Origin of the sequence: Chitinophaga sp. Hz27, from assembly GCF_042263525.1 — a bacterium.
In the GTDB taxonomy this organism is placed as follows: Bacteria; Bacteroidota; Bacteroidia; order Chitinophagales; family Chitinophagaceae; genus Chitinophaga.
The window spans coordinates 575,296-600,401 of the sequence record NZ_JBHKFJ010000005.1 but is presented as its reverse complement, the minus strand read 5'-3'; the positions used below and the strand labels follow the sequence as shown (position 1 = coordinate 600,401).

At 44.8% G+C, this 25,106-nt stretch carries 17 protein-coding genes; 13 read left to right on the top strand and 4 right to left on the bottom strand.

The window, feature by feature from the left end:
* Positions 1-13 precede the first annotated feature (13 nt).
* Entirely contained in the window at positions 14-1,357 is a 1,344-nt protein-coding gene (locus tag ACE38W_RS14395; RefSeq protein ID WP_375831906.1) for a hypothetical protein, read from the bottom strand.
* A gap of 168 nt (positions 1,358-1,525) precedes the next feature.
* Between ACE38W_RS14395 and ACE38W_RS14390 the strand changes: the two genes are divergently transcribed.
* Positions 1,526-2,479: a Dyp-type peroxidase gene (locus tag ACE38W_RS14390; RefSeq protein ID WP_375831904.1), complete on the top strand. Its 954-nt coding sequence runs from the start codon at positions 1,526-1,528 to the stop codon at positions 2,477-2,479.
* A 121-nt stretch (positions 2,480-2,600) separates the two neighbouring features.
* Positions 2,601-5,108 (top strand): DUF5686 family protein, encoded by a 2,508-nt coding sequence (locus ACE38W_RS14385; protein ID WP_375831903.1) that lies wholly within the window; start codon positions 2,601-2,603, stop codon positions 5,106-5,108.
* Positions 5,109-5,258: 150 nt separating this feature from the next.
* On the opposite strand, the gene ACE38W_RS14380 is transcribed toward ACE38W_RS14385, so the two are convergent.
* Positions 5,259-6,026, bottom strand: coding sequence for a MerR family transcriptional regulator (locus tag ACE38W_RS14380; protein ID WP_375831901.1), 768 nt, complete (start codon positions 6,024-6,026; stop codon positions 5,259-5,261).
* Positions 6,027-6,231: 205 nt separating this feature from the next.
* Here ACE38W_RS14380 and ACE38W_RS14375 point away from each other — a divergent pair, with 205 nt between their 5' ends.
* Positions 6,232-7,251, top strand: a complete 1,020-nt coding sequence (locus ACE38W_RS14375; RefSeq protein WP_375831899.1) for a hypothetical protein — start codon at positions 6,232-6,234, stop codon at positions 7,249-7,251.
* Here ACE38W_RS14375 and ACE38W_RS14370 read toward each other — a convergent pair.
* Positions 7,248-8,048: a phosphatase PAP2 family protein gene (locus ACE38W_RS14370; protein WP_375831897.1), complete on the bottom strand. Its 801-nt coding sequence runs from the start codon at positions 8,046-8,048 to the stop codon at positions 7,248-7,250. The genes ACE38W_RS14375 and ACE38W_RS14370 overlap by 4 nt on opposite strands.
* Before the next feature lie 156 nt (positions 8,049-8,204).
* Between ACE38W_RS14370 and ACE38W_RS14365 the strand changes: the two genes are divergently transcribed.
* The 10 genes from ACE38W_RS14365 to ACE38W_RS14320 all read left to right on the top strand — a co-directional run bounded on the left by ACE38W_RS14365 (position 8,205) and on the right by ACE38W_RS14320 (position 23,769).
* Positions 8,205-8,750 carry an RNA polymerase sigma factor gene (locus ACE38W_RS14365; protein ID WP_375831896.1) on the top strand — a complete coding sequence of 182 codons (546 nt, stop codon included), beginning with the start codon at positions 8,205-8,207 and terminating at the stop codon, positions 8,748-8,750.
* A gap of 81 nt (positions 8,751-8,831) precedes the next feature.
* Positions 8,832-9,794: a FecR family protein gene (locus ACE38W_RS14360; protein ID WP_375831895.1), complete on the top strand. Its 963-nt coding sequence runs from the start codon at positions 8,832-8,834 to the stop codon at positions 9,792-9,794.
* Between the two features lie 151 nt (positions 9,795-9,945).
* Positions 9,946-13,461 (top strand): SusC/RagA family TonB-linked outer membrane protein, encoded by a 3,516-nt coding sequence (locus ACE38W_RS14355; protein WP_375831894.1) that lies wholly within the window; start codon positions 9,946-9,948, stop codon positions 13,459-13,461.
* Positions 13,462-13,473: 12 nt separating this feature from the next.
* Positions 13,474-14,856 (top strand): RagB/SusD family nutrient uptake outer membrane protein, encoded by a 1,383-nt coding sequence (locus ACE38W_RS14350; RefSeq protein ID WP_375831893.1) that lies wholly within the window; start codon positions 13,474-13,476, stop codon positions 14,854-14,856.
* Between the two features lie 25 nt (positions 14,857-14,881).
* Positions 14,882-16,081, top strand: coding sequence for a redoxin domain-containing protein (locus ACE38W_RS14345; protein ID WP_375831892.1), 1,200 nt, complete (start codon positions 14,882-14,884; stop codon positions 16,079-16,081).
* 27 nt (positions 16,082-16,108) lie between these two features.
* Positions 16,109-17,278 (top strand): peroxiredoxin family protein, encoded by a 1,170-nt coding sequence (locus tag ACE38W_RS14340; RefSeq protein ID WP_375831890.1) that lies wholly within the window; start codon positions 16,109-16,111, stop codon positions 17,276-17,278.
* Positions 17,279-17,308: 30 nt separating this feature from the next.
* Entirely contained in the window at positions 17,309-17,815 is a 507-nt protein-coding gene (locus ACE38W_RS14335; protein WP_375831889.1) for a hypothetical protein, read from the top strand.
* Between the two features lie 161 nt (positions 17,816-17,976).
* Positions 17,977-20,427, top strand: coding sequence for a mechanosensitive ion channel family protein (locus ACE38W_RS14330; protein WP_375831887.1), 2,451 nt, complete (start codon positions 17,977-17,979; stop codon positions 20,425-20,427).
* Between the two features lie 180 nt (positions 20,428-20,607).
* Entirely contained in the window at positions 20,608-22,503 is a 1,896-nt protein-coding gene (locus tag ACE38W_RS14325) for a DUF3472 domain-containing protein (RefSeq protein WP_375831885.1), read from the top strand.
* Positions 22,504-22,779: 276 nt separating this feature from the next.
* Positions 22,780-23,769: a S1C family serine protease gene (locus tag ACE38W_RS14320; protein ID WP_375831883.1), complete on the top strand. Its 990-nt coding sequence runs from the start codon at positions 22,780-22,782 to the stop codon at positions 23,767-23,769.
* Positions 23,770-23,846: 77 nt separating this feature from the next.
* Here the strand turns inward: ACE38W_RS14320 and ACE38W_RS14315 are convergent, their stop codons facing one another.
* Complete coding sequence (locus ACE38W_RS14315; RefSeq protein WP_375831882.1) at positions 23,847-25,016, bottom strand: MFS transporter; 1,170 nt, start codon at positions 25,014-25,016, stop codon at positions 23,847-23,849.
* Between the last annotated feature and the right edge of the window lie 90 nt (positions 25,017-25,106).

The window sequence follows — 25,106 nt, the reverse complement described above, 5'->3', positions numbered from 1 at the left end:
TACCCTTGTTGTGCTATCTCTGGCCAGATCCTATTGTGGCAATTTTGGCAACCGCATCATCTTCAGACAACATGCCATTAATCCCTATGGGTAATTCAGCGCTGCCGCCACTATGATAGGTATCGATGGTTTCCCAGTCGATAGCATCCAGTTCTTTTTGCAGATATGGAGGTACTTCCATTGCTTGGAGTTTGCTGGAGGCAATGATTTCATCATAATAGCGGTTGAATAATGCAACCGCAGTTTCACTGTCTGTGTGCTTGGTTTTGACAGTATAACTAGCCCAGGTAGGTAGAAACGTATCCCATCTGGTTAAATGGAGATGATCGTCGCCGTTTTCATTTACAACCAGTTGTTTTAGCATTTGCCCGGCGGCATTGTAAAGGCGCCAGTAGCCGGTACCATCATTGTTATTGGTGAAGTCGATGAGCGTGGCACCTTCAGCAGTATAATAGATGGCACTTTCAGGTAGCCTGTCTGCTTCGTCGGTGATATGTCCTTCACATACCAATTGTTCATTAAAGTACCTGCGCTTATGCAGTGGCGATATTTCTTCCCGACATACGGAATAAAGCTGCTGGCCTCCTTTATCGTAATAGGTGTTGGTGACTTTTTTCCCGGCATTACAGTGGACCCTCCGGATTTTTAGTGTGGGTGTATCCATGCCACTATAGTAAAAGTTGTTTTCGTAGTTGGCACGATCGTTTTTGTCATAAACGCAGGACGTAGACAAAGCACCGGAATCATACTTCTGCTCTTCCAATACCTCACTGGTATTGGAGTAGACTCTTTGTACTACTGGCTTGCCATTCAAGTCCCATTCGGAATATTCGCCAATATAATTGGCGATCCGGGTATCAACAGTGCCCATGACCCAGTTGGTGGCAGAATAGCGTGATCGGATAAAATGCGCGTTGGAAGGAACATTGTCCGGTCTTGCTGGTAGTGGGTCTCCATCTGAACTTATTGCCGTATTATCCTTGTCGAAATAACGTTGGGCTATGTAAATGAATTCATCTACATAATCAAATTCCGCTATCCATACGTTGGCTGCATTGCCGGTCGGAAAATATTCGGGCGTGGGATGATCACTTTTAATGAAGCGCAATGGACCGAGATATTTATCACCGCCGTACCAATCACCGGCCATGGCTATAGTGCCATCTGGATGAAAGTATTGGGAAGGATAAGGAGGGATTCCCTCGCGGTAATCGATGGTTGCCCAGTGATGGCCGTCTTCATGCCATTTCTTCCAAAGGCCGATGCGTTGGTTGTTTTCATTGGTTTCACCATATAGCCATGCTTTATTAGCTGGATCATAGTTGGCGCTTTCAGGTACAGTAACAGGTCGTTTCATTTTTGGAGATCTGGGATTTTCGACGTTAAGATATCATATTTTTCTTCAATTAAATATCCTTTAAATTAAATGATGGTTATAATGCATTACTGTTATTTTTTATGTAGATAAAATATAAACGCATGTTAATCGCTATATTTAGTGTATTCATCAGATAGTGTATAATACATGACAACGAACAATAACCTCTCCAGCAATAATCCTCAGAATGTAACGGATTACCCTAATAATAATACCTACTTTTTGGTATGGAATTTAAAGGAAGAATTGCCGCAGGAGCAGGTGCAGGGGGTGTTTCGGAGGGTTTGCGCTTTGATCGTGAACCTAAACAATTCCGCGTTGGATAGGTTTCCTGACTCAAAGGCCAGTTGTGTAATGAGTATAGGTTATGAAGCCTGGTTGAAACTGGATTTACCTAAGCCTTTGCCTAAAGAGTTAAAAAGCTTTGAAACAATCGCTGGTGTTAAACATAGCGCTATCGCTACCAAGGGAGATTTGCATTTTCATATTCGGGCGGATGTAAAAAGCTTCGCTTATGATATGGCTACCGTAATTTCTGGATTCATGAAGGAAATCGCTGATTGTGTGGTGGAGGTACAGGGCTTTCGTTACTGGGACAGCCGTTCCATCCTGGGCTTTGTAGATGGAACTGAAAATCCGCATGGCGCTGAACGTGGATACTTTGCGATTATTGGCGATCAGGATCCTGCATATAAAGGTGGTAGTTATTTGTTTGTTCAAAAATATCTACATAACCTGGATGCCTGGAAGTCGCTACCAGTTGAGGAGCAGGAAAAAGTCATCGGGCGTTCAAAAGAGCAGGATATTGAAATGAGTGATGAGGTGAAGCCTAAAAATTCACATATCGCATTGGCAAATATCGGCGACGACTTCAAGGTGGTACGTGATAATATGCCTTTCGGCAATGTGGCTACCAATGAAATGGGCACTTATTTTATCTGTTATGCCAGCACTTTTACTACAGTAGAAAAAATGCTGCGCAATATGTTTTTGGGTGATCCTGTCGGTAACTACGATCGCATTTTAGATTTCAGCACTGCGGTCACTGGTACATTGTTCTTTGCTCCATCTATGGATATGCTGGATGAATTTGGTGGTTAAAAATCCAGGCACGGAATATTAAACGTTACAACAGCAGATTAAGGCTTTTGTCAAATCCTGATAAGTTAATGGGGGGGAGCAGGAAATCAGCCGTCTTATAAGTACTACAACTGTTTACCTGATGCCGCAAACCTTTATCTGTACTTGCAAAGGATGGGTCGTGCTGTTTTGTTTGCTATTATCTGTTAAACAGGTCCGGGCACAGCATATACCTACCATTAATGGGAAAGTGGTTAACAAATTCACTGAAGAACCATTACCCTACGCCACGGTCTATTGGAAAGTAACCGGCAACGGCGTCATGACCGATAGCGCGGGCAATTTTCAACTCGCCAGAAGTTCCCGGAAGAACGACACGCTGATTGTGCGTTATGTTGGCTATGAGGTGAAAGCTTTACCACTGGAAGCTATTAACATTACGCCATTAATTATTCCACTGGAAGCAGCCGTTAAAATTGGCGTGGAGGTAAGAGCCAAAATGGACAAAGGCCTCGTGTGGTGGCGGCAGATAGTAGCTCATAAAGAAGAAAACTCACCTGCGCATTATCAGAGCTATTATGCGGAATTATATAATAAACTTGAAATAGACCTATCGAATATCAATCGTCAGCGCTGGGAGAAATCCAGGCTGCTGAAGCCTTATTCATTTGTGAATAAGCAAATGGATACCACCTCCGAGCAAAAACCTTTTCTGCCGGTATTTCTCAGCGAATCCGTTTCTGATTACTATGCTGCCGGCACACCGCCTGTTATCCGGGAAGAAATCCGCGCACTGAATAATAGCGGCATAAAAAATGAATCCGTGATGCAGTATTTAGGCGGTATCAATCAAAAGATCAACAGCTATCAAAATTCACTATATATCTTCGGCCGTGAGTTTATCAGTCCACTCAGCAGTGTAGGGGATCATTACTATCACTACAAAGGACTGGACACCATCCTGCAACACGGGGAACAATATTATCATCTGGCCTTTACACCTAAACGAGCCGGGGAGAATCTCTTTGCCGGCGACTGCTGGATACAGGCCTCCACCTGGGCTATACAGAAAATAAGTATGTCGGTGGCTGGCCCCGTAGATATCAATTTCGTTAAACGCCTGGACATTATCCAGGAATTTGCCCAATACAAAACCAAAGAATGGGTAGTGACGAAAGATCGATTTATTGTGGAGCTAGCGCCCATGGGCAATGATAAGACCACCTTCATTGGTCGTAAAACCACATTGTACGATCATATTAAAACCAATGAATATTTTATCACTGCAAAACTCAATGCCAACAGAAAGAAAGAAGAAGTCGTGATTCCCGATAGTGCGCTGTCGGCAGGCAAAGGGTACCTGGAAGCGCATCGTCCCGAAACGCTGACAAGTAATGAAGTTCGGGCCATAACATTGATTGATACACTGAAATCGCTGCCTTCTTTCCAACGCTTGAGCAACACCATTACATTCATTGTAGATGGACATATTAAGTTGGGGAAAGTAGAGATCGGCCCCTGGTATAAATGGATAAGCCGCAACCGTGTAGAAGGGCCTAGGTTACGTTTTGATCTGGGTACCACTGCGGAGTTTAGCCGCAACTGGCGCTTGCATGGATATCTTGCCTATGGTACAAAAGACCAATCATTGAAAGGCGGCATGGCGGTCACTTACACCTGGCCTCGTGATAATGGCTGGCAGATGACCGCCTTCTACAAAGATGATCTGGATAATAACCAGCGGGGATTTAATGGAGAAGAAGTATCATTAGATAACATCTTTGGGCAGCTGGTGCGCCGCCGTGGAATACCACAGAAATTTATGCGGGAAGCTACTGCCAGCGTGTCCGCGACAAAGCAGTTTCCACAAGAGTTTTCGCTTCAAGGTACTCTGTCACGCAGCTGCTATAATACTTTTGATCCGCTGCCGCCGCATAAGCTATTCCTGTCAGAAGAAAAAGGTAAGGTAGTGAATACAGAGATGCAGTTTAAGTTTCGCTATGCACCAGGAGAAAAAGAGGTGCGTACCTTTCGGAAAATAAAACACGTAAAGAGCAATCTGCCAGTAACTGAAATCACCTATGCATTTGCGCCCACCGGCTTGTTTGATAGTAAATATCAATACCAGAAAGTGAATTTCAGCGTACGGCAGCAGTTTCCACTGCCTGGCTGGGGAAAGGTAAATTATATGGTGTATGCCGGTAAAATCTTCACCGACCGTTTACCGTTTATGTTATTGCAGATGCACCCCGGAAATGAAACTTATTATTACAATAAAGAGGCATTTAGCCTTATGAACAAATACGAATTTTTTAGCGACCGCTATGCAGGCATCAACATAGAACATAACTTCAATGGTAAGCTATTACATCTGTTGCCATTCATGCGCAAAACAGGCGTACGGCAATTCTGGAATGTGAAGTCGGTAATCGGTGATCTCTCCAACGCTAACCGCGTATATAATCATATGGAGTTTGCCGGCTATGGCATGCGTTCTCTTAAAGGGAATCTTTATACGGAAGTAGGCACCGGCTTTGATAATATCTTCAGGTTCTTCAGAGTGGATGCGGTGTGGAGGCTTTATCAGCAGCCTACATCTGCACATAGCAGCGACTTTGGGGTGTTTGGTAGTTTTCGTTTACAGTTCTGATGTTTTAGCTGCCCAGCAGTATGTTGATATAATTATCGGTTGTAGTCCTTACTAAATTAGGTGTTTCGTTGTCTGTTATTTTCCTGCATGGCTATACGAAGAAATGTAGCATTAGAGCAAAGGCCTGCATTTGCAGCAGGCCCCGATTGATTATTGTTGTTTGTTTTTAATATAATAAGCAGTTGCCGTTTGGAGGAAGGTCGCTACCTCTCTGCTTGGGAGGCCATCAGCTGTGACATCGTGATTATTCGCAGCATGTAATTCACCCAGTTTCCTGAAGTAATCCAGTTTGGCAGGCGCTATTTCGCCACCACTTAGCTGTGTGGTGAGGGCATAGCGCCTGGCTATGTATTGCTGTACGGTAGCACTTTTAGGATCACTGTGAATAAGCGGTACTAACTGCTTGGTGATTTCATGAAGTTCGGCCTGGATGGATGTCATTTCATCTTTGCCGAGGTCGCGCAGGTTGTTTTCTACTTCCAGTATGGTATCCTTGCCCCATTGAGCCATGGCAGCTGTTCTGTAGGCGGTCACTTTTTCTTGTGGGATGCCTTCGTACAAATCTTCTACTTGTAACATAGCGTTGTTTTTTAGTGTTACCAATGTTTTGTCTATGGTACCAATCAACGTGTTTATTCTTTCTTTGCGGGCTAATAGCGCTACTTTGTGACCCTCCAGGGCCTGTTCCAGATCAAATGCTGGATCATCCAGGATCGTGCAGATTTCTTTCAGCGGGAAACCGAGTTCCCTGTAAAAGAGGATCTGTTGTAAACGCAGTAGTTCTTTTGAGCCATACAACCTGTACCTGGCCTCGGTACGGACAGATGGCTTGAGCAGGTCTATCTTATCATAGAGGTGTAAGGTGCGCACACTCACACCTGCAAGTTGAGATAGTTTTTTTACAGAATAATTGTCCATCGTTTGGATTTATACCTTGATGGAACAAATATAGGGTATGACCTAAGGTTAGAGTCAAGAGAAAAATGAAATTTATTTTTAGAAAGATAAAATAGCGATATATCTTAATGTAGTATCTATATAATATTTTTAAGTAGATAATTAACTGCGCAAAAACATTGCGCATATGCGTAGGAGGTTTGCTGAAGATTATTAACTATTACCTATGATTATTAAAGTTGAAGAAGGCAAAGGCATTATTGATGTATTACACGATGGGCTCGTAGCATGCCTGAAGATCCGTAAACCCATTGCTATATGCTATTCTGCCTTCAGCCCCACCTGTGAATATTACTATAAAGCTGCCGGCTTTGATCCATATATGGCACAGCAACTGGATCAGCTGTTAATCGATGGTGATGATGAAAGTATCCTCGATACCATACCCGATTTCCTGCGCTTATTCCGAACTGGTGAATATGCGGTGGAGATAGTAAGGCCGGAAGGAGTGAATCGTGACCGGCATTACGCCACAAAGGCGAATGACCTCTACTATGATTTTGGCGACGTATGGTTGTATACGCAACCGGAAGAAACGTTAAATCCTGAAAGGATTCAGTATTATGAAACCATGATTAAAAATGGAGGAAGACCCAAAGTGATCGTGTATAGTTCCAGTATGGGGTCTTACTATTGGCAGCATAACTTCATTATTGATGGGCATCATAAAACGACAGCCTACCGCAATTGTGGTATTGAGCCGGTGTATGTACGAATAAGTATGAATTTTAAAGCAGAAGAGGAGTTTGCAGCGCATAAAACGTTATTTCTTTCTTATGATTTTTTACTGGACGACAACGACCGTAAATTGATAACTACTCATTTTCCAATGGTACATTGTAGTGATGACTTGATATCGGCACATTACAACCATTTAATGGATGATATGCTGCGTACTACCACAAATGTGATGGCGCACTATGTAGAATTTTTCAGGAAGATATATCAGCAGCAAGCGCCTTCGGAATTGCGATGGCTAATGGCTAGGTTGCGTGCAATACTGGAAGGTGCGATAGATCGCCCGGTGGAGTGCTTCTATACCTACCGTGAAGATCCGCAGGGCCCTAACTGGAGAGTAAGATGGCCGGTAGCGTATGTTGTCAGCGACAATGCCACTTTCTGTGAATGGATACAGCTGGCTTTTAACACCAGCTGGGAAGAAATGAATAAAGCAGTAAATTATTAGAAAGATTTTGCCAGATAAACACCATAAAAATTAGGTGCAACAGCAGGTAAGATGAATGCATTGGAGAAATTTTTATCCTTCACATGCATTTTTATTTTATCATACAGCCAATAAGCGGTGGTGGTGGATGCAATACCAATGCCGGCTCCCGCGCATACATCGGCTACCCAATGTTCATCTTTGGCGACTCTGATAATTGCAGTGGTGGTAGCAGCTGCATATCCGCCAATGGTATACCAGATGGATTGATCGCCGTATTCTCTTCTTAAAAATTCTGCGGATGCAAAAGCGATGGCCGCATGTGTAGAAGGGAAGGACTGGTAATCCGTATTATCAGGGCGTAATACATGCGTAGCTGACTTCAACGGATATACGATGGCGGCAGTTAAACCGGCAGATGCGGCGTACAGTATGGCCTGTTCGCCGGGTTTATGTTTTCCTTTTATTCCTGCCAGGTTCAGCACCAGCACAGCTGCTACGGGCGCAAAGGCCGTATAGTTTTCGGGCTGTGCGAACATGCTTGGTTCCGTTTTGGTGGTGTTGAGCACCACGTTTTTGTCGTTATTGTCATGGACCCTGACGATGGTAGCAATGGTTCCTCCGGCAATCAATGCGGCCGGGAGAATGTAAGAGCAGCCAGTAACCTTCCTCGGACTAAAGAGCGGGGCTCCGTCTTTATGTGTAATTGTGGTAGTATCCGTTTGAGCGAAGCTGACTAGGTGCGTCAGTAATAATGTGCTGCTCAAAAATAGTGTAGATAGCGCTTTGATGATGCTTTTCAAGGCCGATGTTTTCATTAAAAGATATGTAAATAAAATATCAGTGCATCAAATGTATTGAATTACAACCAATTTCGTACATCTTATTATCACTGTTTCTTTGAAAGGTAGTTGGGTGTTGGATTTGCAAATTTGAAAAGGTTTTATTTATATTTATGGCTAAACCTTTTGTGATTGAACCAATCGGATACCGCTTTATGGGAACGTATGCGGGTGTATGATGATAAGGCTGCTTTTGATGAATTGTATCATCGCTATTGGGAGCAGCTTTACAAAGCCGCCTATGCCAGGCTACAGCAAGACGCAGATGCCAAGGATTGTGTACAGGACGTTTTTATTGCCCTTTGGCAAAAAAGAAAAGACCTGGCCATCCGTGAGCAGTTTGCGGCTTATTTGCATGTAGCCCTGAAAAACAGGGTGTTCAATCATTTTCGTAATACTTCCACTTACCAGAAACGCCTGGATATCTTCGCTGATCATCCTTTAGCGCAACTCTTCCAGGCAGACGGGCCACTGCTGCTGAATGAAATGCAGTGCATCATAGCCGCCACCGTGGCCGCTATGCCGCAACGTATGCGGGATATCTACTTCCTCAATCGCCGTGATTTCCTTTCTATAGACGATATTGCCACCCAACTTAACCTTAGCCGCCAAACAGTGAAAAACCAGCTAACCCTCGCCCTTGGCCGCATTCGCGAACAACTGAGCTCCCTTAAATAAAAACCTGAAATTTTTTTTGAACAGATACGGTACTCCATCTTCCGGGCGGTGTCATATATACAAGCAAACCGTTATTAGTACGTGAACCACCACCAGGAAAAAATAAAAGAAATCCTGTCGCGCCTCGATACCGGAACCTGCACCCAGCAAGAGCTGGAGTGGTTGCAAGCCTGGTATGATTCCCAGGAGCCTGCAACAACGCAGGTCTTTCAGGATGATGCACACAAGAGAACGATCCGGCAAGAGATGCTGCAGGATATCCATGCGGCAATGGAGGAGGAAATAACACCATCCGTATATGCTATTCCGTTATACCGGAGATGGTGGATGGTGGCTGCTGTTGTCGCAGGGTTACTAGTAATAGCAGGTGTGCTCTTCAAAAATTATCAACGCGGCCATGAAATGCTGCTGGCCACCGCCGGCCCCGGACAAATAAAACAGGTAGTGTTGCCGGACAGCTCACGGGTATGGCTAAACGCAGGTGCTACACTAAAATACCCACGGACCTTTGGAAAAGTAAGGGCAGTAGAACTATCAGGAGAGGCGTTCTTTGATATCAGTCAGGATACCAGACATCCATTTGAAGTACATACAACAGAGATAAATGTACAGGTGCTAGGCACCTCCTTCGATGTAAAAGCGCACCCACTGCTGGATGAAACACAGGTAACGGTGAAAACAGGTATGGTAAAGGTGTTGCATCATCAAACAGGACTGGATGTACTCAGTACCAATGATCAACTTACGTTTAGCAGATCGGCACAACAGTATATGAAATCGACTGTGAGCAATGAACAGGTAAATGAATGGATGGAGGGTATGCTCTCTTTATCACAGGTAGGTTTTGCTGAACTCGCCCTCACCTTAGAAAATCAGTATGGCGTTAAAATCCGCTTTAATCCTGCCGAAATGAAGCAGGATGAATATACGCTCAAATGCAGTACCAGGTTGACTATTACACAGGTATTGGATATTATCAGCAGCATACATCCCATACAATATGATATACATGACAACGAGATAACTATTCACAAAAAATATTAACCACCATACTATTTTTTTGCCGGGATGAAAAAATCGATCATCCCTGGGAAAGTATTGTCTGAAATCAAAAACCGCACCTGTTGACGCAGGTACGGTCCGGAGTGTGCAATGAATTGCGCACTGTCAGTTAATTCTAAAATCAACCAAAGATATGCAAAAATCGTTTAAGCTGACGTCCATACGCAGCATGATAAGATGGAGCGTAGTGTATGCAGTGTTCTCGCTGTGGAGTTTTGCCCTGTTACCGATCGACAGCGCCTATAGCCAAGACCGGCAGGATGTCCGGGTAACAGCCGCCTTCAATAATGAATCGCTGGCATCATGTATTAAGAAACTGGAAAAGAATTACCAACTATCGTTTGGCTATGACCAAAAGCAACTAACAGATTATAAGATTTCGCATGTACGATTTACCAATGAACCGCTCCATAAAGTCATAGCGGCACTCTTACAACATACCGACCTTGCTTTTGAGGAAAAGAATGGTGTTGTAGTTATTACCAGAATACCTATGGCTTTGCTGCTACAACCTGCTATGGTGGCCCCCGGGAAGATACGTGGCCGTTGCGTGGAAGCTGGTAGCACGATTCCCATTCCTGGTGTCACGGTGCGCGTGAATGGCACTAAATATTCCGCGATGACCGATACTGAAGGCAGGTATGAGCTCACCGTACCGCAAGGTAACTATACCTTACAGTTTTCTTCTATTGGCTACCAACAAACGATAATGCCTGCGCGTATAGGCGCTACCGTAGTTAATCTGCCCGTAAGTATGAGCATTATGGCTTCGCGGCTCTCCGAAGCTGTGGTGATAGGTTATGGCGTACAAGAGAGGCGTAACCTGCTCGGCGCAGTGAGTACCTTCCGGCCAGAGGACCAGCCAGGACAGCTGCCATTATCCGTAGATCAGGCGATGGTAGGTAAGCTGCCAGGCGTATACATTGCGCCAAGTAGCGGTGTGCCCGGCGCTGCCAGCAATATCACCATCCGCGGTATCAGCACCCTTAACCCCAACGGCAACACGCCGCTGATAGTAGTAGATGGTGTGCCCATCTATGGTATTGATCAACAACTGAATACTGTCGATTACAGCAAAGGCTCTACTGCGGGCTTTTCTTATGGGGGCACACAAGTACTAAACGATTATCGCCCACCAACCACCTTTGAAAAAAATCCACTAGCGACGCTAAACCCAGATGATATCGAATCGATAGAAGTATTGAAAGATGCTTATTCTACAGCTATCTATGGCTCCCGGGGCTCTGGCGGCGTAATCCTTATCACCACCCGAAAAGGAAAAAAAGGAACTTCGCATGTAGACGTGCAAATGAGTACTTCCATTAGTACGCCGCGTAAGCTGCCACAGGTAATGAACGGTGATCAATACGCTGATTTCTATACCCGGTTGTTTGCGCTGAAAGACTCCATAGGTAAGGCTAACAGCGGATGGTATATTCCTGTAAATTATAAATTCCCCAAAGGCGTAAACACAAACTGGCTGGACCAGGTTATCAGAAATGCCATAGGAGCCGATGCCAATATTGCACTCAGCGGTGGTACCGATAAAAGTAATTATTTCGTGAGCCTGGGATATGATAAACAACAAGCCTATATCATCAATAACGATTTTACCCGCTACCAGGGCCGGGTTAACTTTGATAACCAAATGTCTAAAGCCCTGAAAGTGGGCGTGAGTGTTGGTTTAAATCAGGCGAATAATAGTAGTCTGAACGCGCAGCAAGTATACCGCGATGCCGTGCTTAAAGCGCCAAATATTGATGTATACGATAGCGTTGGCAAATTCAACTGGTTATATGGTAATAATCCAACCGGCCCTTCCAGTGTTTCTAATCCTGTGGGACAAGCAACATCAGGTAAAAATTATTCTGTTGATAGTAGGGGGTTGGGTAATGTTTTCGCTGATCTTAAACTATTGTCCTGGTTAACCTTTCATTCTGATGCCGGAACAGATTGGATCAACTCGCGTGCCTATAGCCGTGTATTAGACAGACCTCAAACCATAGGTGGTATGGCTACCGAAACGCAGCAACAATTACGCAAATTTGTCATCAATAACCGTATTGATATAAATAAGTTGCTGAGCAACGGACATGGCATTAGTGCTATGCTGGGTCAGAGTTATGAGAAATCTACTGAAGATGTAACAACCGTTGTAGGTGATCACTTTATTAATGACGAAATGCTAAGCATCTCCACCGCTAAAAACAAGAGAGTGGTTACTTCGCTGCAGCAGCAATGGGCGCAGGTATCTTTTCTGGGGAGATTGAATTACCAATACAAAAACCAATACCTGGCCGGAGTTACCTATCGCATGGATGGTAGCAGCCGTTTTTCTAAAAACCATCGTTATGTTGGGTTCCCATCGTTTGCCTTGGGATGGGTGCCTAGTGAAGCTCCTTTCTTGAAGGGCAGCACCTGGATAGATCAACTGAAAATACGTGGTAGTGTAGGCTTCACCGGTAGTGATGGTGGAAATGGATACTACGGTAATCAGGGGCAATATGTAGTAAATCCTTATGGAGCAACCTACGGCAATGTGACGGCTATTGGCGTTAAACAGCCCGCAAACCCTAACCTGGCCTGGGAAAGGACTACCACCTGGAATGTTGGTATGGACCTCGGACTGTTTAATAGCAGGATTACCGCTACTCTTGATTTCTATCGCAGACAAACAAACAATGCAATCGTTAGCTCTGCATTGCCTTATTTTATGGGCTTCTCCGTGCAGAAACAAAATCTTGCTGACCTCAGCAACAACGGGGTAGAGCTGAGCATCATCAGCCAAAATATAAACGCGAAGGATTTTAATTGGACGACCAACTTTAATATATCTGCCAACAGAAATAAGGTGGTGCGATTACATAAAATCAATGAAGATGATTTAGCGATGCAGAACGAATTGGATGGTGGCCGCTTCTGGAAGGTAGGACATTCTGCTACGGCTTATTATCTGTATCAATGGGGCGGCGTTAACCCGCAGAATGGGCAGCCACTGTGGATCGATAATTCAGGGAAATCATCTGAAACACCTATCCAGCAACAATACACGGATAGGCCCTATCAGCAAAGAGCTTATAAAGGCGATGCCATGCCGGTTGTTTTTGGCGGCTTCGGTAATACTTTCACCTGGAAGGCGTTGGAGCTGAACTGCTTCTTCAATTTCTCTGCCGGTAATAAAATTTTTAATGGCGCAAAAGCTGCGCAATACAATTACATGGGCAGTTCTGCTGCTTCCAATGATACCTGGAATTTGTCGCCAGACTTATTGCAATACTGGCAGTATTCAGGCCAGCAGACAGCCATTCCGGCCATGATCAATAAATCCAACTATGCCAGCGGAGGTTTTGGGTCTTCGTTTGATTATACACTGAGCAGGCAGAATGACCGCTTCCTGGAAGATGCTTCTTTCATTAAGCTACGGAGTCTCACGCTGACATACGATTGTAGTAAGGTTGTAAAGAATGTGAAGTCAATCCGCTCTCTGCGTGTATTTGCGGAAGGTAATAACCTTTTTGTGATCACGAAATATTCGGGTATTGATCCGGAAGTTAGCGCCAGCGGGTCTTCGGCGCTGGGGATGGGTTTTGATGAACTGACAATGCCAGCTCCGCGTACCTGGAGAATAGGCGTAAAAGCATCACTGTAAAATTGTATTACTATGAAGAAATTTTCCTACAGTATATACCTGGCCGGACTATTGCTAATGACCAGCGCATGTAGTAAACAACTGGACCTGAAGCCAGAGGGGACCATGGTGGAAGCTGACCTGCTAAAAGATAAGCAGTCTGCCGAAAGCTTCCTGGCAGATGCTTACCTGCAAACGATGAATGCATGCGCCGCCAACACTTATATGTTGGGAGATGTCACTGGCAATATTGTAAGTACTTATGATCAGGCACTCGTAAATGGCGCTGTTGATCCTAAAGATAAAAACTATGAGCCTTACTGGCAGCAGCCTTATGTAGCCATTAATGAAGCGAATGTTATCATTAATAATCTGGGTAAATATGCAGCCTTTGATGTACCCACACAAAAAGTGTTTATTGGAGAGGCGAAGTTTATCCGTGCTTATTGCCATCTCATACTGTTGCAGATGTATGGTGATGGCGCCTTGCAGGGGAAAAGTAGTAACATGGGTATCCCTGTTATGCTGGATGCCTTTGAAGGGTATGATGGATCTCAGAATAAAGGAAGGAACACTAACGCTGAAGTTTATACGCAGATATTAAAGGACCTGGATGATGCCATAGCTACGTTACCACTAAGCAGGAGTACACCGCTGGACAATGCATCAAGGGCTACGAGCGGCGCCGCGGCCGCTTTGGCTTCAAGGGTTTGCCTTTATAAACAGGACTATCAGAAAGCAGCAGCCTATGCCAATACGGTAATTAACGGTAACCAATATACGTTACAGAAAACGTTTGCAGCCATGTGGCCCGATAATAGCGCCGGCACCGGCAACTATCCGCTGAATGCAGAAACGATTTTTGCTTTTCCAGAGAGCTATAACGCTACTTCCAATTATGGAGAAAACACCGGCATATATTATGCATACGGCTATTACAAACCGCTCCCAGATTTTCTATCTATCTATGATACCACAGACGATAGAGTGCTTGCTATAACTGGAGGTACCTTCATTCCTAAGTTTACCGATATGAGTTTGCGTGATAACGTGATTATGTTGCGGCTGGGAGAAGTTATACTCACCGCAGCTGAAGCACAGGCGCAGATTTCTGGCGTAAACCAGGGATCTGTAGATCTGCTGAATAAAATCTATAGCAGGTCGTTTTCTGTAAACCCTGTTCCCAAAGTTTATACAGTGGCTGACTTCAGCAGCAAAGACCAGCTGCTGGATAGGATACTTCTGGAACGCAAGCGGGAGATGGCTTTCGAAGGACATGCCAGATATGATGCCATCCGTTATGGTAAGCAGCCAAATCCTTTGTTACAGCCCGCAAAGTATGCAATGCCAATCCCTCAGCATGAAATCGACATCACCGGTGGCCTTATAAAACAGAACCCTGGTTATCTTAAATAACGTTAACGATTAAACGACATACAGTATGAAAAAAACAATCGGAATATTTGCCGGCATGCTACTAGGAATGAGTAGTATGGCGCAATCCATCACCATAGAGGGGGACCTCGCTGGCGACCTGAAAGGACATAATAAAATGTACCTGTATTCCCGTACCTACCAGGATTCTGCCGACATCAACAATGGGCATTATACTTTTAAAATTCCTTATAAGGATCCAATGTTCCTGATGCTGCTGCCGCAGTATATACAGGCTGAACGCCAGATGTACGTACCTTTTGGTGTGTTATTCGACAAACCGGTGACCTATACGATTACCTCTGATATTAGCAAAGGCATGAACGCCTCTGTGGTAAAAGGCTCGGAGGCGGCGGAATTGCTGCTTGCCTATGGTAAAGAAAAATCGGAGGTCTATGGGAAAATAAGTAAGGCCCTTCAATCTGAATTTGGAACGCCATGGATGGAAGAGACGGACCCTAAATATGCCGCTTTTGAAAAGCGCCAATCAGCCTTGCAACAACAATACTTGCTGCCATTGCTACAAACGCTGGTAAAGCAACATCCAAATTCCTATGCAGCAGTTTATAGCTTGAATGATGCCCGCGACATAGCTACCATCGCGCAGCAGGAACAGTTGTTCGCAAGCTTGTCTAAAGAAATGAAAGCCACCAAAGAAGCACAGGAGTTCCATCAGTTTGGCGAAGGACTACGCAACTCCGCCATCGGTAAGCAAGTAAAGGATTTTAGCTTGCCAGATCCTGAAGGCAAGCCGGTGAAATTCAGTGATCTGAAAGGAAAATATGTGCTCATCGATTTCTGGGCCAGCTGGTGTGGGCCATGCCGCAAATCGTTCCCACATATGCGAGAAGTATATCAACAATATAAAGATAAAAATCTTGTCTTCTACAGTATCTCTATTGATAAAAGCAAACCAGACTGGCTGAAGGCTGTAGCACAGGAAAATAACCCATGGTTACAATCGCTCGATGATAAAAACATAGCTGGTAGTGGATTCGCCATCACCGGTGTACCGACTACTTATCTCATCGGACCTGATGGTAAAATTATGATGAAAGAAGTTGGGTTTGATGAAAGTGGTAACGGTGAGATTGAAAAAAAACTGGCAGCACTTTTAGGCGGCACGGTAAAATCAGCATCTAAAGCTATTGAGAAGCCAACAGCAGCACAAACCACCAAAGCCATTCCTATGGCCCCTTTGCAATAATAGTTTAAAATCAAAAATCACCCATACATGAAGCAATACCGGATTAATTTGGTAGCCTTCCTGCTGGCCGCCGGGAGTATCTTCCCGGCCGCTGCCCAGCAGACGAAAAAGTTTATTACCGTGAGTGGTAAGATCAAATTCCCGCCGCCTGCCGAGCAACAGGAAAAATTTCCTTTTCTGGTGCAGAAACAAGTAGGAGATGAGCGCATTACCGTGGATACCATTCACCTGCGCCCGGATGGTACCTATAGCCATAAACTCGATGTAACCAGGCCACAGTTCTATGTTCTGAATGAGTTTGAAGAAGATCGCCTGACCATTTGGGCCAATAAAGAAAACCTTCGCATAGATTTCAGAGGTATTGATACGGCATTGATTAAATACAAAAATCCTCCATACGTCTACATCGATGGTAGTGAAGAAAATAAGCTGGTGAATGAGCTTAATTTTATTTCTTATCGTAACTACCAGACGATGATTCAGAATGGTCATTTACAATATCTGGCTTCTACGGCTAAGAATAAGGGACTGGACAGCGCCTTCCAGGATATGTATGCGTGGCTGGGTGATGACATGGGTGAGCGTGTGAAACTGCTTATCCGCATGAATCCTAACACACCTGTCGTATTGTATGCACTGGATTTCCTGCATCCTCGTAAAGATAAAGAACTGATCGCTACTGAGCTGGACCGCCTTATCAAGAAATACCCTTATCTCGAAGAAGCAAAGAGAAAGAAGGCAGACATACTAGTGGCAGAGGAAATTGCACGTAAGACGGGCATCGGTGCTACTGCGATGAATTTTAAACAAAATAATGTCAGCGGTAAAGAAGTACAGCTCTCGGATTACAGAGGGAAATACGTGCTGCTGGATTTCTGGGCCAGTTGGTGTGGGCCATGTCGTGCAGAAAATCCGAATGTGTTGGATAACTACGAAAAATACCATGGTAAAGGATTAGAGATATTGGGCGTTTCGCTGGATAACTCCAAAGACGCATGGGTAAAGGCAATCAAGGATGATGGTCTTACCTGGGAACATGTCAGTGATCTCAAAGGCTGGAAGAATGAAATAGCCAAAGAATATAATATCCGTGCGGTGCCTAGTAATTTCCTGATCGATAAATCCGGGAAGATTATTGCTGTCAACCTGCGCGGAGAAGAGCTTACGAATAAGCTCGAAGAAATTTTTGGAAAGTAAAAATCAAGATAGACCTGTAAAAGAAATGTTATGAAGCAATTGCTTACGATGTTGTTAATCTGTTGCAGCACGGCTGTCATGGCCCAGATGCAGGCTGCTCAGAAAATAATACCTGATTACACGCATGAATCCCAGATCAAAAGCACACCGGTGAAAATCTGGAGAGTAGTACGTGACCTGCCCCAGGTAAAAGAGTATTCCAATGGCACGATTAAAGAAGTAAATATCCGGTCGGTGGGTGAAACCCGTTATCGTGATTTGGTATTCACGGATGGGCATAAACGAACCGACGAAATTGAACAGGTCCATGAACAATACAAGTTTTTTGTATTCCATGTGCTGGAGCCTTTGCCCACCGGCATTACCAAGGCAATCGTTACCGCATTGGTGGAATCGTCACCGAATAATGATGATGTGGCAGTGGTGAGATGGAGCATTATCCTGGAAGGAGATAAGAGTGCCCGCAAGCCGCTGGTGGAAAGTCTTTCAGCGGAGATCGGCAATTATGAGGCCGGATTGAAAAAAATGCTGGAATAAGGATTTAATTTTTTTTAACGCTGGAATAGAAAATAGCGGGGGGCTGAAAATTTTTTTAGCCCCCCCGTTATTTTTTTAAAAGGGTTTTGGGATACATCATCTGCTGAATATGATGATTATCAACAGATATTTTGTATCTTTTAGTATAAAACCCGACCATATTGGAAACCAGAACGCCCCTGACCCTGATATTTCGTATAGTGCTAACGGTGGTGATTATACTAACTACCAGCCGAAGCGTCGTTGCTGTTGCGAATTTGCAGGATACAACGGTAAACATTAAGGACACGTTGCGTAAAGTCCTCCAACGGGAAGCTACCAATAGTGTAGAAACCTACAAGGCACATCAGATATCTTTGCAGCAAGACCAGCTGCTGGAAGGCCTTCTGAAGACCATCCGCGGCACCCGCGATTACCTGAAAGCCGGTATTGATACCAGCGGTATTAATAGTGAAATTATAGTGCTTCGCAATAAATACAGTATAGCCATCGACGGTATACTCACGCATCAGGGAACGATCCAGACAGAACGCAATCTTACTACTTCCTATAAACTATTACATGAACTGCTGAGCCGTGCGCGCAAAAGAGACCAGCAGGCTACGCAAATCAAAAATAAACTGGTCAACTTTCGTAATAACTTCGATAGCCTTTCTGCCGATCCACGATTGTTCCAGGTATCCAGGGATTCTGCTGAGTTTGTAGCCTATATTCAACAGCTGTACGTAACAGCCACTGAAGTACATCCGATTGATTCTACGCTAACCATTGCCTTAAAACAGGTACAGCTGTCGAAAATGCGGGCCGACTTGCTGGTGTACCAATTAGAGTCGGCTTTGGAACAGATCAACCATTATCAGAAGCAACTTTCTGGCAATACTTTCCGCAAAGAGGTAAGCTATTTGAATGAGCCACCGGTGGCGGTAAGGCCCTTCCCGGAAATAGTCAGAGAATCCTGGCGTAAAGGAAAGTTGATCCTCTCTTTTTATATACGGAACAATGCTGCGCTACTGTTAGTAATCGCATTGCTGCTGGTGTTTGCGATTATCTTCCTTCGGGCGTTGAGGCAAAAAGTAGAGAATGGGCATGTGCCTCCGCAAGACCAGGAAAACTACTTGGTACTGAAGATGCCTTTCATATCAGCGTTGGTCGTAGTATTAAGCATTTTCCAGTTTATGTTTCCTGATCCGCCTTTTATTTTCAGCGGCATCATTTGGGTGGTTAGTTCGGTATGCCTGACGATATTGTTTAGCCAATATATTACCCGCTACTGGATGCTGTTCTGGGTAGGCATGTGGTTATTATTTATTTTGGCTTGCACGGATAACCTGGTTTTGCAGGCTTCCCGGACGGAGCGTTGGATCATGCTGGCGTTGGCATTTGCAGGCGCTGCATGGGGTCTTATTTTCCTGTTAAAAGGCAGGAGAGAAGTGTTACGGGAAAAAGCTATCATTTACTTTATTACTTATCTGGTATTGATCGAGGTGCTATCCGTGCTGGCGAATATATACGGGCGTTACAATCTTTCAAAATCACTGATGACGAGCGGATTTATTAGCGTCATCGTGGCAATAACTTTCCTTTGGACGGTGCGACTTATTAATGAAGCGCTGACCCTTGCATCAGATATTTTTGAAACACCCGAACGCAGGCTGTTCTTTATTAATTTTGAGGCAGTAGGGAGAAAAACACCGACTTTTCTCTATGTGTTTCTCGTTATTGGGTGGTTCATTCTGTTTGCCCGTAACTTCTATGCATTCAAGTTGATTACGTTGCCTTTTGTAGATTGGTTGTTTCAGCAACGAACCTTGGGCAGTTATCATTTCAGTTTCTTTAATCTGCTGGCTTTCTTTGGCATACTGATACTGGCTTCGGTGGTATCGCGGATAGTATCTTTCTTTGCTGCGGATGTGCGTAATGAGCATGGCGAAAACAAACCAGGATTGGGTAGCTGGATGCTATTAATTCGTATATCCATTATTGTTATAGGTGTGCTGCTGGCGTTTGCGGCCACTGGTATTCCGCTGGATCAGGCCATGATCGTACTGGGTGCGTTAGGAGTGGGCGTAGGTTTCGGGCTGCAAACGATCGTCAATAACCTCGTGAGCGGGGTGATACTCGCATTCGAAAAGCCCATCAATGTTGGAGATATGGTAGAAGTAAAAGGGAAAACAGGCACCGTAAAAAGTATAGGTTTTCGCAGTAGTGTACTCGAAACGCTGGAAGGCTCCCGTGTGACTATTCCCAATGGTGAACTGCTAAACGACCATCTTACTAACTGGAGCGTGAATAATGCATTGCGTCGTAATGAAATAGTAGTGGGCGTTGGCTATGATACTGATATCAAAGCGGCAGAAAAACTATTGCTCACGCTTATGAACGAGCACGCACAGGTGGTAAAGCTGCCAGCACCACTGGTATATGCCAACTCATTTGATGACAGTGCCATTCAGCTGCAACTTTATTTCTGGACAGTAGGATTACGTACATCCAAGATGGTAAAAAGTCAGCTGATCATTGCTATACAAGAGCATTTCCGGGAGCATGGCATCAGTATTCCTTTTCCGCAGACTGACCTGCACATTTTTAATACCCCTCCGCCGGAGAAATAACTGGCTACCGCGATACAAGTGCATGCTTAAAAAAATATCTCTCCATAATTTCCTGATTTTCTATGGATTGAATTTCCATTGTTTCTTTTGCGATGGCTATTTTGCCGTTGTGACTTGCTTGGTAAGAAATAAATTACAATATTGTATGATATTTCCCCATTTCCCAAAATCTGTGTAACAATGAAAAAAAATCTACGCACATGGCTATACGCCATTATGGGGTGTTTGTATTTGTTTGCTTTCCTACAGCCCAAAAACGCAAGCGCACAGGGAGCAGCACCATCAGAGCACCTTACCTTTTCTTTTCCATCAGATGCAGTTTTAAAAATGCACAAAATTAAAATTGTGCAATCGGCCTTCACCGAGTATTTTGAGATGAACAGCTTCACCAGTGGCTATGCGGGATTACAGCAAACTCCTGATAGCAGCAAAGGCAGTTCACATACGTTGATCTCTTCTTTATGGGACCCTAATACCAGCGCGGGTATTTATTCCAGTGTAGCCTACCAGGCACCCAATACTTATACTGGTAGGTTTGGAGGAGAGGGAGATGGTTATCAGAGCATCAACCCATACAACTGGGTGATGAATACCTGGTACAACCAGGTGATCAGGTCGTGGAAGTCGAACGGGCAGCTATATGTGGCTACTTTCATTAATAACCTGAGTACCAATCAGTGGTTTCATACCGCTACACTGGCGATGCCAGCGCCTTCCAACTACCTCGGCTCTGGCAATGATGCCTTCCTGGAAAACTGGGATAATAACGTGAAATGGAATGGCGCTTTTGTACGCAAGGCCTTTTTTAAAGACTGCTGGAACCTGAATGCATCCGGTGTTTGGCAAAAGCATACCAGTCGCTATTTCAGTGCCAATGCGGGCGATTCTGTGCGCAATGGTATTTACGACAGGGCTTTTGATGCGGGCTATGATTCTACAGAAGATGCCTATTATATGGTGCATGGTGGTAGCACAACACCGAATACAGGCTTTGGCACCGGCCGCACGCTTACTTTACCGGCGCAAACTAATCAGGGTACTGCCCCTGCAATTACAGCGGGCGTTGTTTCCAATATAAGCGCATCCTATGCTGCTGGCACTACTACCATTTCCTGGACGAACAACAATACCACGGCGCCGCAACTCTCTGCCAAAGTAGAAATCCTGGATGCTGGCGGAACAGTGCTGTATACCCAGCAGGATACAGTGCCCCAAAAACGTAGTACAACGTTTGCGGCTACACTGAGTGCAGGCACTTACACCGCAAGAGTTACCATGAGAGATATTTTCAATAACCTTTCTGCAGCCGTTACCGGCAGCTTTACTGTTAGCAGTGGTGGCACAGATACGACCTTCTATAAATTTAAGAATGTCTATAGTAACCTGTATCTCGGCGTGAAAGACAGCAGCACCGCCAATTCAGCTACTATCTCACAATATGCCAACAGCAATAGCTACAATCTGCAATGGTACCCAAGTACGCAAAGTAACGGGGCATTAGTGCTGATAAACCGCCGCAGTGGTAAGGCGCTCGATCTTCCTGGGAGTGCGCAAACAGCGGGCACACATCCTATACAGTATACAGTTACCAATGGCACTAATCAGCAATGGAACCTGGTTGCTACCACCGGTGGAGCCTACCTGATCCAAAGTAATATGTCAAATCATTATGTGCTGGACGATTCAGCCAGCAGCACTTTGCAAGGCACGGGTATTATCTTGTATTCTCCTTCAGGAACAGGCGGTTCTGCCAATCAGCAATGGATGCAGGAATCCGTGAGCAGCTCTTCTCTCAGCGCTTTAAGTGGTGCTAATGTCAGCGCTGCCTATATGCCTGCGCCAACGGCTACAGCACTGTCATTCCAGGTATATCCTAACCCAGCCTCCAGCACCCTTCACGTGACGCTGAAGAAGGTGGTTGGTAATGTCTGGCTTTACCTGTATGATGCGCTAGGAAGAGAGGTAAGTCGCAAGGCGGCTGCCAGCAGTACTATGCAGCTGGATATCTCCGCATTGAAGCCTGGAACTTATTTTGTGAAGTATGGAAAAGATACCGTGACATTCGTCAAAGAGTAGCCGATATTTTTTAATACAAGAGCGGCTGTCTTATATGTTTTTATAGCATATGAGACAGCCGTTTTCGTTTGTATGCCGTTTTAGCATTACCGATTTATGCAGAGATAAAACGCGTACCACGAAAAAGATTTGCTAAACAATACGTTATCATCATCTCCCTAAATCTGCGCTGAAAACATGCAGACAAAAAGTCTACCTGTTGCCTATGAAAAGCATAGGTTTCCTGCCATAATTTCGGCTGCTATCAACGGGATTGATTATTGAGGACAATCTTTCATGATAGTAGAACATGAACTGAACTTTGTTGCCGAAAAAGACCGGCAACTGTTGGACGCCTACTCATCAATGGTAACGGGCGTCGTGAGGCATGCAGCACAGTCTGTAACCCATATTAAAATTGAGAAGAAAGCCAGGCACCCTCAAACGAAACAGTTGGTAGACCAACAAGCGTCTGGGTCAGGCTTTGTGATCTCTTCTGATGGGCTGATAGTTACCAACCACCATGTCATTGAAGGTGCCGATACTATAAAGGTGGCTTTTGCCGATCAAACGGAATACAACGCTTCTCTGATCGGTGCGGACCCAGCTACAGACATTGCCGTCATTAAAGTTTATGATGGAAACCTGAAGCCCTTGAAGTTTGGTAACTCTGATTTGCTGGAACCCGGGCAGATTGCCATTGCTATAGGTAATCCGATGGGATTGCAACATACTGTAACCACAGGTGTGGTGAGCGCCCTCGGAAGAACACTCCGTGCAAAAAACGGACGCCTGATTGATGATGTTATCCAAACAGATGCCGCTTTAAATCCAGGCAACAGCGGCGGTCCGCTGGTAGATTCTGAAGGAAATGTTATTGGCGTAAATACAGCGGTGATCTCTGCTGCACAAGGACTCTGCTTCGCTATATCTGCTAATCTCGCGGCCTATATTGCAGGTAAGCTGATCATGCATGGAAGGGTAAAACGCGCGCAACTAGGTATCGCTGGCCAGGTCGTTAATCTGACGCCTCGGATTACAGTTGCCAATAACCTCCAAACCAAAACGGGAGTGTATGTTTATGAGATTTTTGCAGATGCCAATGTTTACAACAAACAACTTCGTATAGGCGATATTATTGTGGCCTATGATGGTAAGCCAGTGGCAACAATTGATAATCTACATAAATATCTTACAGAAGAAGCAACCGGAAAACAAACGGTATTGACCATTTTGCGTGGAGGTAGAAGAGAAGAAGTGACGGTTATTCCGGGAGAATTAAAGTAGTAGGGATTGCGTCTAAATTAATTATGGATGGAAAGAGGATGTATCAAAAGTCTTTTGATACATCCTCTTCATTTATTTTATGCAAGATGTGCATTCGTCTTATTACCATATCTGATCAGATACCCGATACAAATCAGGATACCTATAAACGCCATGCCTACGCCTACCAGCGAAGGGTACGTATAGGCGTAACCTTTATCCAGCGGAATGCCACCCAGATACGCTCCTGCAGCATTGGCCACGTTAAAGGCCGCCTGCATAAATGCAGCTCCCATCATTTCAGCACTTGGAGCGCTCCGCATCATCATAATATTGATAGGAGCGGAAACGGACATAGAGAGGCCGCCACAAAGGAAAGTTAGCACCAGGGCCGCTGGCATATAATGCGCAAAGAAGAATACCCCTGCGAGTGACAGCATCATCAGCGTTAATAATATAGCCGTGGTTTTGGCGGCCCCAATTTTATCGGAGAGATAACCACCGAGGAGATTGCCTACTACCATGCCGGCGCCGGCCAGCACCATGACATACGCCATGTTGCGTTCCGGAATACCTGCTACTTCTGTCATCAGCGGGGTTATATAGCTAAACCAGGTAAACAAACCTCCGAAGCCAATAGCCGTGATCAGCAGCACATACCAGGTTTGTGGATTAGTAAGAAAATGTAATTCGCTTTTATCATGTGTTTTTTCTTTCACTGGTAACGCAGGAAGCCAGGCTATCAGCGAAATGATGGTCAGTATACCGATCACGCTCACGATACCAAAATAGAGCCGCCAGTGAAAGGCGTGCCCGATAAAGGTTACCAGCGGAACCATGCCGAGATTTGCCACGGTAAGACCAGTAAACATGAGTGATATATACAATGCTTCTTTTCCTTTTCCTGCCAGTCGGGAGGCGACAACGGTGCCTACGCCGAAGAATGCGCCGTGTGGCAAGCCTGAAAGGAAGCGGGCCAGCATCATGGTAGGGTAGGTGGGTGCAATCGCTGAAAAGGCGTTAAAAATCGTAAATAGTATCATCAGTGCCAGCAAGGTTTGCTTGGGCGGCTTCGATACGGTGTAGCGTATCAGCAACGGCGCGCCTATTACAACGCCCAGCGCATATGCCGAAATCAGGTGACCAGCTTCTGGTATGGTGATGCGTAATGTCTTGGCTATGTCGGGCAACAGCCCCATAATAGTGAACTCCGTTGTGCCAATACCAAGGCCGCCTATGGCCAGTGGTAATACTCGCTTATCTATCATTCTCTATACTTTGATTTCCGTTTTAACTAATAATTGTAGGCGAGGCAAAGTTCCTAAAGAGAATGGTATTTTTAAAATAATAAAAATCTG

Bases quoted from the DNA above. Each gene is read 5' to 3' on its own strand.
- ACE38W_RS14325 (WP_375831885.1), top strand. From the start codon at position 20,608: ATGAAAAAAAATCTACGCACATGGCTATACGCCATTATGGGGTGTTTG.
- ACE38W_RS14395 (WP_375831906.1), bottom strand. From the start codon at position 1,357: ATGAAACGACCTGTTACTGTACCTGAAAGCGCCAACTATGATCCAGCT.
- ACE38W_RS14315 (WP_375831882.1), bottom strand. From the start codon at position 25,016: ATGATAGATAAGCGAGTATTACCACTGGCCATAGGCGGCCTTGGTATT.
- ACE38W_RS14345 (WP_375831892.1), top strand. From the start codon at position 14,882: ATGAAAAAAACAATCGGAATATTTGCCGGCATGCTACTAGGAATGAGT.
- ACE38W_RS14355 (WP_375831894.1), top strand. From the start codon at position 9,946: ATGCAAAAATCGTTTAAGCTGACGTCCATACGCAGCATGATAAGATGG.
- ACE38W_RS14380 (WP_375831901.1), bottom strand. From the start codon at position 6,026: ATGGACAATTATTCTGTAAAAAAACTATCTCAACTTGCAGGTGTGAGT.
- ACE38W_RS14375 (WP_375831899.1), top strand. From the start codon at position 6,232: ATGATTATTAAAGTTGAAGAAGGCAAAGGCATTATTGATGTATTACAC.
- ACE38W_RS14340 (WP_375831890.1), top strand. From the start codon at position 16,109: ATGAAGCAATACCGGATTAATTTGGTAGCCTTCCTGCTGGCCGCCGGG.
- ACE38W_RS14350 (WP_375831893.1), top strand. From the start codon at position 13,474: ATGAAGAAATTTTCCTACAGTATATACCTGGCCGGACTATTGCTAATG.
- ACE38W_RS14370 (WP_375831897.1), bottom strand. From the start codon at position 8,048: ATGAAAACATCGGCCTTGAAAAGCATCATCAAAGCGCTATCTACACTA.
- ACE38W_RS14390 (WP_375831904.1), top strand. From the start codon at position 1,526: ATGACAACGAACAATAACCTCTCCAGCAATAATCCTCAGAATGTAACG.
- ACE38W_RS14385 (WP_375831903.1), top strand. From the start codon at position 2,601: ATGCCGCAAACCTTTATCTGTACTTGCAAAGGATGGGTCGTGCTGTTT.
- ACE38W_RS14320 (WP_375831883.1), top strand. From the start codon at position 22,780: ATGATAGTAGAACATGAACTGAACTTTGTTGCCGAAAAAGACCGGCAA.
- ACE38W_RS14335 (WP_375831889.1), top strand. From the start codon at position 17,309: ATGAAGCAATTGCTTACGATGTTGTTAATCTGTTGCAGCACGGCTGTC.